This window comes from Actinoallomurus soli (assembly GCF_024055715.1).
Classification (GTDB): Bacteria; Actinomycetota; Actinomycetes; order Streptosporangiales; family Streptosporangiaceae; genus Actinoallomurus; species Actinoallomurus soli.
Genome location: NZ_JAMXMV010000002.1, coordinates 658,426 through 665,759 on the forward strand (window position 1 = coordinate 658,426; position 7,334 = coordinate 665,759).

Consider the following 7,334-nt stretch of genomic DNA (forward strand, 5'->3'; position numbering starts at 1 on the left):
CCGGGGCGGGCCGGCCCGGTCATCGGGGTCAGCTCGTGGTGTGGCCGAGCCACATGTCGTGCTCGTCCACGTCATGCCCGTTCAGGCTGACCGAACTCGCCACCGGCGCGTACCCGGTCGCGGTGACGGTGTACTGCCCGCCGGTCAGGTCGGCGAAGGAGTAGCGGCCGTCCGGGCCGGTGGTGGTGACGGCGACGACGTTGCCGGCCGCGTCGAGCAGGGTGACGTGGGCGTCCTCGACCGGGCCGCGCCCGCGCGCCTGGACGGTGCCGGCGATGCGGACGCCCGGCTGCAGCTCGACGTCCTGCCGGGTCACCTTCGAGACGCCGTCGCCGCCGACCTCGGCGAGCAGCGCGGCCGGGCGGTGCCCCTCGGCGCTGACCGCGACGGTGTACGTACCGGCGACGACCTGGTTGAAGGAGTAGCCGCCGTCGGCGCCGGTCAGGCCGTTCGCGACGACCTCGCCGCGGATGTCGGTCACGACGACCATCGCGCCCGCGATGGCCGAGCCGTTCGTGTCGCGCACGGTCCCGGTGAGGCCGCCGTTGCCGGACAGGACCAGGTCGTAGTCGAGCGGCTGGTCGCCGGTCACCAGGGTGGCGGCCTGCGGGTCGTGGTCACCGGCCGCGGCGATCAGCACGTACGTGCCGCTGCCGGGAGTGCCGACCTCGTACCGGCCGTCCGTCCGCGCCGTCGCGCGGCCGATCTGGCGGCCGCGGATGTCGATCAGAGTGATCGCCGCGTGCGGCACCGGGCTGCCGTCGGAGCCGCGGATGTAGCCGCGGATCACGCCGCCGCCCGCCGGCGACCCGTTCCCGTTGAGCGGGGCCGGCGTCTCGATCAGGCTCGCCACGGGCGCGGCCGAGGCGGTCGTGCCGTACTGCGCCGCCGCCGCCTCGGCGACGGCCGGGGCCGCGCCGGGCTGGGTGGCGAAGGGGCGCGTCGCGCCGGGACGGCCGTCGTACGAGCCGTTGCCGTTCCCCGCCATCGCGGTCGCGGCGGCCGGCTGCCACTCCTCACGCCGGGCGTGCTGGCCGCGCGGGGCGGCCTGGGCGACCGAGGCGGCCTGGGCCACCAGGGCGGGCTCGGCCACCGGGGCGGGCTCGGCCTTCTGCTCCTCGAGGCGCGAGGTGCGCAGCGGCACCTCCTTGATGAACAGGATCGCGATCAGCGCGACGAACGCGCACGGGGCGGCGAACAGGAACACGTTGCCGATGCCGTGGCCGAAGGCCGCCTCGACGACCGCGCGGACCGGGGCGGGCAGCTTGGACAGGTTGGGAATGGACTCGCCGCCGCTGGAGGCGGCCTGGTGGATGCCGAGGCGGGCCAGGCCGTCCGCCGTGTAGTGGACGACCCGGTTGGACAGCAGCGCGCCGAGTGCGGAGACGCCCATCGCGCCACCGAGCGTACGGAACAGCGAGACGGAGGAACTGGCCGCGCCCATCTGGTCGTTGCGCACCTGGTTCTGCACGGCCAGGACGGTGTTCTGCATCGTCGTGCCGAGGCCGACGCCGATGAAGAACATGAAGATCGAGACTTCCCAGTACGCCGTGTCGTGACGCAGCATGCTCATGAGGCCGTACCCGGCGGTCATCAGGATGCCGCCCGCGACCATGAAGCCCTTGTACCGGCCGGTGCGGCTGATGATCCGGCCGGCGATCGTCGACGCCAGGGCCAGACCCGCGATCATCGGCAGGGTCATGAGGCCCGCCTTCGTCGGCGAGTCACCGCGGGCGAGCTGGAAGTACTGGCTGAGGAAGGTCGTCGCGCCGAACATCGCGACACCGATGAACAGGCTCGCCACGACCGCCAGGCTCATGGTCGGGTTGCGGAACAGCGGCAACGGCAGGATCGGCTCGGCGGCCTTGCTCTCCGCGAACACGAAGATCGCGGCAATGACCAGGGCGCCGATGACCATGACGGCGGTCTGCCAGGACAGCCAGTCGTACTTGGTGCCGGCGAAGGAGACCCAGATCAGCAGCAGGGACACGGAGGCGGTCAGCAGCGTGGCGCCGAGCCAGTCGACCTTGACCTGCCGCTTCCGGTCCGGCAGGTGCAGGGTCTTCTGCAGGACGATCAGGGCGATGACCGCGAACGGCACGCCGACGTAGAAGCACCAGCGCCAGCCGAGCCAGGACGTGTCGACGATGACGCCACCGATCAGCGGGCCGCCGATCGTGGCCAGCGCGAAGACCGCGCCCATGTAGCCGGAGTAGCGACCGCGCTCACGCGGCGCGATCATCACCGCCATGATCGTCTGGGCCAGGGCGGTCAGACCGCCGGCGCCGAGACCTTGTACCACCCGGGCGGTGATGAGCATTCCGGGGTTCTGCGAGAGGCCGGCGATCGCCGACCCGGCGACGTACACGAGCAGGCCCAGCTGGATGAGGAGCTTCTTGCTCATCAGGTCCGCGAGCTTGCCCCAGATCGGGGTGGAGATCGTGGTCGCGAGCAGGGTCGCGGTGATCACCCAGGTGTAGGCGGTCTGGCTCGCGTGCAGGTCGGCGGTGATCGTCGGGAGCGCGTTCGACACGACGGTCGAGGACAGGATCGCGACGAACAGGCCGAGCAACAGGCCGGACAGCGCTTCCATGATCTGCCGATGCGACATCGGGGCGTCCGCTCCGTGGCCGGGCGCCCGCGCCTCGGCCGGTGCTGCGGTTGTCATCAAGTTCCCTTCGCTCCCCTTCCCGTACAGGGGTGGGGGTCGTTCGTTCGGTGACCGCGCGATCGGGTCCGCGCGGAAGAGAGTGGGGGGCCTCGCCCTGGCCGGTCCGACGCGGGGGTACGAGAGTGACCGGGAGAGGAGGCGGGGGCAGTTGCTTGCCTGAAGCAACTATAACCCCACTTGGTTGCCCTAAGCAACCTATTGCCGAGACGAATCCCCCTGAACCCATCGATCGAGGGAGCGGGTGGCCGGAACGCGCGACGACCGGGGTCGGTCAGAGGGGCTCGCCGGCGAGCCCGACGAGGGACAGCCGCTGCGTGAGCCAGAGGTGGAAGGACCCGGCCAGACCGAGCCAGATGGTCGCCGACGCCGCGAACTGCTCACGGGTCACGCCGCCGTCGACGCGCATCATCGCCTCGGTGACGATGACCACACTGCCGTCGTCATCGGTGGCGGTGTAGCCCTTCAGCCCGGTGGTGTCGCGGTTCCACTCGTCGAGGGCCGCGCAGAGCGCCGGCTTGTCCTCGACGCTGAAGTAGTGGTCATAGATCGTACGGGCCGAGAAGACCTCGTCCTCGTCGTGGATGGTGAAGAAGAGGCTGAAGCACGGCCAGCGCGTGCCCAGACGGCCGCGGGTGTCCCGGAACGAGCTGACCTCCAGCCGGTCCAGCACCTCTTCCAGCAGCTCGATGTCGGGCCTGACCACACACGGGTGGGAACCGCTGGAGGACGGGGTACTCGGAGGTTCGGCTTCCATGCGTGACTCCCTTCTCGCGGACAGTAGTCAGATTGTGCCGCACCAACGCCTTTCAGGACGCGTTACCGGAACTTTGTGTGGCGGAGCCCACGACCACCCGGCGGGGCCGCCATCGCGCCGCCACCCCGCCGAGGACCGTTATGCCGACTCTGCTCAGTGCTGGTTCGGCGCGAGGCAGAGCACGTAGCCGTCCTTGCTGGTGCCCTTCCAGAAACGGACGGTCGCCGAGGGGAACTGGCCGCAGATGCCCTTGCCGTCGCTGGGAAGGTTCTCCCGGATGTTCAGGCTGATCTTCGAGACGTGATCGACCTTGCCGACGACCTTGTAGGTGGCCGCCGGGTCCGTGCACTTCACGATCGTGATGCTGTCGTCCTTGCTCTGGGTCGCCCCGCTCGTCACCCGGTGGACGCAGTCCCCGACGGCCGCGTCCTCACTGTGCGACGAGAGCCGGCCGGCCACGATGATCCCGATCAGCACGACCAGAGCGAGCGGCAGGACGATCAGCGCGCGCTTCCGGCGCCTGGCCGCGTCCGGCCCTCCGGGCGGCCCGAACGGCGTAGGCGCCCCGTAGGGGCTGGACGGGTACGGCCCGGCCGGCGGGTACGGGGCCTGCCCACCGGCCTGCCCGTAGGGAGCCTGCCCACCAGGCTGCCCGTACGGCGCCTGGGCGCCAGGTTGGGCGTACGGGGCCTGCGCTCCGGGCTGACCACCGTAGGGGGCCTGAGCACCGGGCTGGCCGTACGGGGCCTGCGGGCCGGCCGGGCCCGCCATGCCGGGGCCGGGGCCGGGCGCGCCGGGGCCGGGCGCGCCGGGAGGAGGAGGCTGCGTCCCGTACGGTGCGGGCCCCGGCCCGGGCGTCCCGGGCGGCACCGGGGACGGCTGCCAGTTGGGCGAGGGCGGCTGGCCGTACGGCTCGGACATCGTTCCTCCTGGTCGGGGCGCCGGGAGACCGCTGACCGCGAGCCCTCCCGAGATGACCGTCCCGGCCGCGCTCGCCGAGCGCCTCACGCCGAGACCGACCGAATTGTCCCATGATCGGTCCGCACACGATCACATCGTCGCGCACACGCCCCTGGCCCCCGCGCGCGACCTCCACCCGCCGGCGCGCGCCGATGGCCCGGAGGCGTGCGGGGACGGTCTGGCATTACCTCATGCGTAATCGCCCTCCGTACCTCCCGCGCGCCATCCTTTGAATCGTCCGCGGCGGACCTGGCCGCGGTCCACGATGAAGGAGGAGAATCATGGCCGGATACGCCGTCGGACACCTGCACGATGTCGCCGCGGGCCCGGCGATCGTCGAGTACCTCGAGCGGATCGACGCGACGCTGGAGCCGTACGGCGGCCGGTTCCTGATCCACGGCGCCCGGCCCGACGTGCGGGAGGGCGACTGGTCGGGCGACCTGATCCTCATCGAGTTCCCCGACCTGGACAGCGCGCGGGCCTGGTACGACTCGCCCGCCTATCGCGAGATCATCCCGCTGCGCGCCGAGAACTCGCGCGGCGCCATCCTGCTCATCGACGGCGCGGGCGACGACCACCGCGCCACCGACGTCCTGGCCTGACATCGATCTTCAGCGAGGTTGCGGGAACCACGGCCGCCCCGAGGCTGTCGAAGAGGGGTCCGGAACGCCTCGGGCGGCCCACCGACGACCATGGAGGATCCTCCCCAGTGACGCAGACCCCCCTTCGCCTCGCAGGAGCACTCGTGCTGACGACCACACTGGCGCTCTCGGCCGCCGCGTGCGGCAGCGGGAACAAGAAGGCCGCGTGCGACAAGCTGCAGAGCACCATCCAGGAGACGACGCGTACGGGCATGACGCAGATCAACGACCCGAACGCGCTGGCACAGACGTACGCCAACGCCGCCGCCAAGATGCGCCGGCAGGGCAAGGACTCCGGTGACGGCAAGGTTCAGAAGGCGGCGGACCACGCGGCCTCCGCGATGGAGCAGCTCGCGGGGCAGATGAGGCAGACCGCGAGCGGAAACCCGCAGATGCCCGACACTTCGAACCTCGTCAACTCTGGCAAGGAGCTCAAGCAGGCCTGCGGCTGATCGCGTCGAGATCCTGACGGGACGAACGCGCCGGTGCGGAATCGCGCACCGGCGCGTTCTCCCTTGTCGAGCCTTGGCGACTTGCCCACGTTCGCTCGGGTCCGTGCGGGTATCTCTCCGTACACCGAGGTACGCCGGACCGAAGAATGAGCGTGACCTGTCCCAGGTCACCCCGCACGTCTGACGTCGGGCGCCCGGTCGGCGCCGGGATGGACGATGCCACGAGCCGCCGGTCGGTCCGTCCAGGCCTCCCCGTACGGCGGCGAGCGGGATGATGACGGGCATGGCATTGTCGACGGCGTTCACGGAGATGTTCGGGACGGAGCACCCGATCGCGCTGGCGCCGATGGGCGGGTCGGCCGGCGGTGCGCTTACCGCGGCGGTCTCCAACGGCGGAGGCCTGGGGCTGCTGGGCGCCGGCAACGGGGACCGGGACTGGCTGGCTCACGAGTTGCCGATCGTCGCGAAGGGCACCGAGAAGCCGTGGGGGGTCGGGTTCCTGACCTGGGCGATCGATGTCGGCGCGGTCGAGCGGGTGCTGGAGTGGGGCCCCAGTGCGGTGATGCTGTCCTTCGGCGACCCGAGTCCCTTGACCGAGCACGTCCGCGCGTCAGGTGCGGCACTGATCCTCCAGGTCACCGATCTGGAAGAGGCCCGTCAGGCGGTGGACCTGGGCGCCGACGTCATCGTGGCCCAGGGCACCGAGGGTGGTGGACATGGCGCCCGGCGCGGACGATCGACGCTGCCGTTCGTGCCCATCGTGGTCGACCTGGCGGCACCGGTGCCGGTGCTGGCGGCCGGAGGCGTCGCCGACGGGCGCGGTGTGGCCGCGGCCCTGGCGCTGGGTGCGGCCGGAGCCCTCATCGGCACCCGCTTCCAGGCCACGGCCGAGTCCCTCGTCGACCCGTCGATCACCAAGGCGATCATCGAAGGCCGCGGGGAGGACACCGAGCGCAGCAGAGTGCTGGACATCGCTCGAGGCTCGCGGTGGCCCGCGAAGTACACCGCTCGGACCCTCAACCACCCGTACCTCGACCGATGGCGCGGCAGGGAGGCGGAGCTCGCGGCCGATCCGCGGGCCAGACAGGCTTACCAGGACGGCGTTACGCGCGGCGATCTACCCGCACTGCCGGTATGGGCCGGCGAGGCCATCGACCTCATCGACGATCTGCCATCCGCGACCGACCTCGTCGGTGCCCTCGCCGCTCAGGCTGAGGAGGCATTGTCCCGAGCCGGTAGGCGCTGAAGCGCTCTTGCCCAGTGAGCGGACCGCCATGGCGGGGTCCTCGCACGTGGTCAGCGTCTCGGCGGGGTCGATGGCTGCGGAACGCGATAGGTCGGCTCCGTTGGGATGAAAAATGGCCGGTGAACGCAGGAAAGCCCGCCGGCGTCAGCCTGGCGGGCTTTCCTGATCTATGTAAGTGTCCGGCGGCGTCCTACTCTCCCACACCGTCTCCAGTGCAGTACCATCGGCGCTGAAGGGCTTAACTACCGGGTTCGGAATGGGACCGGGTGTTTCCCCTTCGCCATAACCACCGAAACGACCAAATGAGACCGGTCTCGGGGTCGATGTTCCCGGCCGTGTCCCGGGAACCGCATAGTGAACGCGAACAAAACAGAGTGTGTGTCAAGCCACTCGGCCTATTAGTACCGGTCAACTCCACACCTCACGGTGCTTCCATCTCCGGCCTATCAACCCAGTCGTCTAGCTGGGGGCCTTACAACCACCAGGGTTGGGAGACCTCATCTGGAGGAAGGCTTCCCGCTTAGATGCTTTCAGCGGTTATCCCGACCGAACGTAGCCAACCAGCCATGCACCTGGCGGTACAACTGGCACACCAGAGGTTCGTCCGTCC

At 70.5% G+C, this 7,334-nt stretch carries 6 protein-coding genes and 2 rRNA genes; 3 read left to right on the forward strand and 5 right to left on the reverse strand.

All coding sequences use genetic code 11. The features are described from left to right. Nucleotides 1-28 precede the first annotated feature (28 nt). The 3 genes from NDW01_RS09125 to NDW01_RS09135 form a co-directional block, all read right to left on the reverse strand. Entirely contained in the window at nucleotides 29-2,668 is a 2,640-nt protein-coding gene (locus tag NDW01_RS09125; protein WP_252818719.1) for an MFS transporter, read from the reverse strand. A 274-nt stretch (nucleotides 2,669-2,942) separates the two neighbouring features. Next, nucleotides 2,943-3,425 (reverse strand): YbjN domain-containing protein, encoded by a 483-nt coding sequence (locus NDW01_RS09130; RefSeq protein WP_252818721.1) that lies wholly within the window; start codon nucleotides 3,423-3,425, stop codon nucleotides 2,943-2,945. 153 nt (nucleotides 3,426-3,578) lie between these two features. Next, on the reverse strand, nucleotides 3,579-4,346 hold the full coding sequence (locus tag NDW01_RS09135; protein WP_252818723.1) for an LppU/SCO3897 family protein: 768 nt from the start codon (nucleotides 4,344-4,346) through the stop codon (nucleotides 3,579-3,581). A 320-nt stretch (nucleotides 4,347-4,666) separates the two neighbouring features. Between NDW01_RS09135 and NDW01_RS09140 the strand changes: the two genes are divergently transcribed. The 3 genes from NDW01_RS09140 (at nucleotide 4,667) to NDW01_RS09150 (ending at nucleotide 6,724) form a co-directional block, all read left to right on the forward strand. Then, nucleotides 4,667-4,987, forward strand: a complete 321-nt coding sequence (locus tag NDW01_RS09140; protein ID WP_252818725.1) for a DUF1330 domain-containing protein — start codon at nucleotides 4,667-4,669, stop codon at nucleotides 4,985-4,987. A gap of 143 nt (nucleotides 4,988-5,130) precedes the next feature. Continuing rightward, nucleotides 5,131-5,478, forward strand: a complete 348-nt coding sequence (locus NDW01_RS09145; protein WP_252818727.1) for a hypothetical protein — start codon at nucleotides 5,131-5,133, stop codon at nucleotides 5,476-5,478. Nucleotides 5,479-5,761: 283 nt separating this feature from the next. Then, on the forward strand, nucleotides 5,762-6,724 hold the full coding sequence (locus NDW01_RS09150; RefSeq protein WP_252818729.1) for an NAD(P)H-dependent flavin oxidoreductase: 963 nt from the start codon (nucleotides 5,762-5,764) through the stop codon (nucleotides 6,722-6,724). Between the two features lie 177 nt (nucleotides 6,725-6,901). Here NDW01_RS09150 and rrf read toward each other — a convergent pair. After that, a 5S ribosomal RNA gene (gene rrf, locus NDW01_RS09155) occupies nucleotides 6,902-7,018 on the reverse strand. An 83-nt stretch (nucleotides 7,019-7,101) separates the two neighbouring features. Next, nucleotides 7,102-7,334: ribosomal RNA gene (locus NDW01_RS09160) — 23S ribosomal RNA — on the reverse strand; the annotation flags it as partial.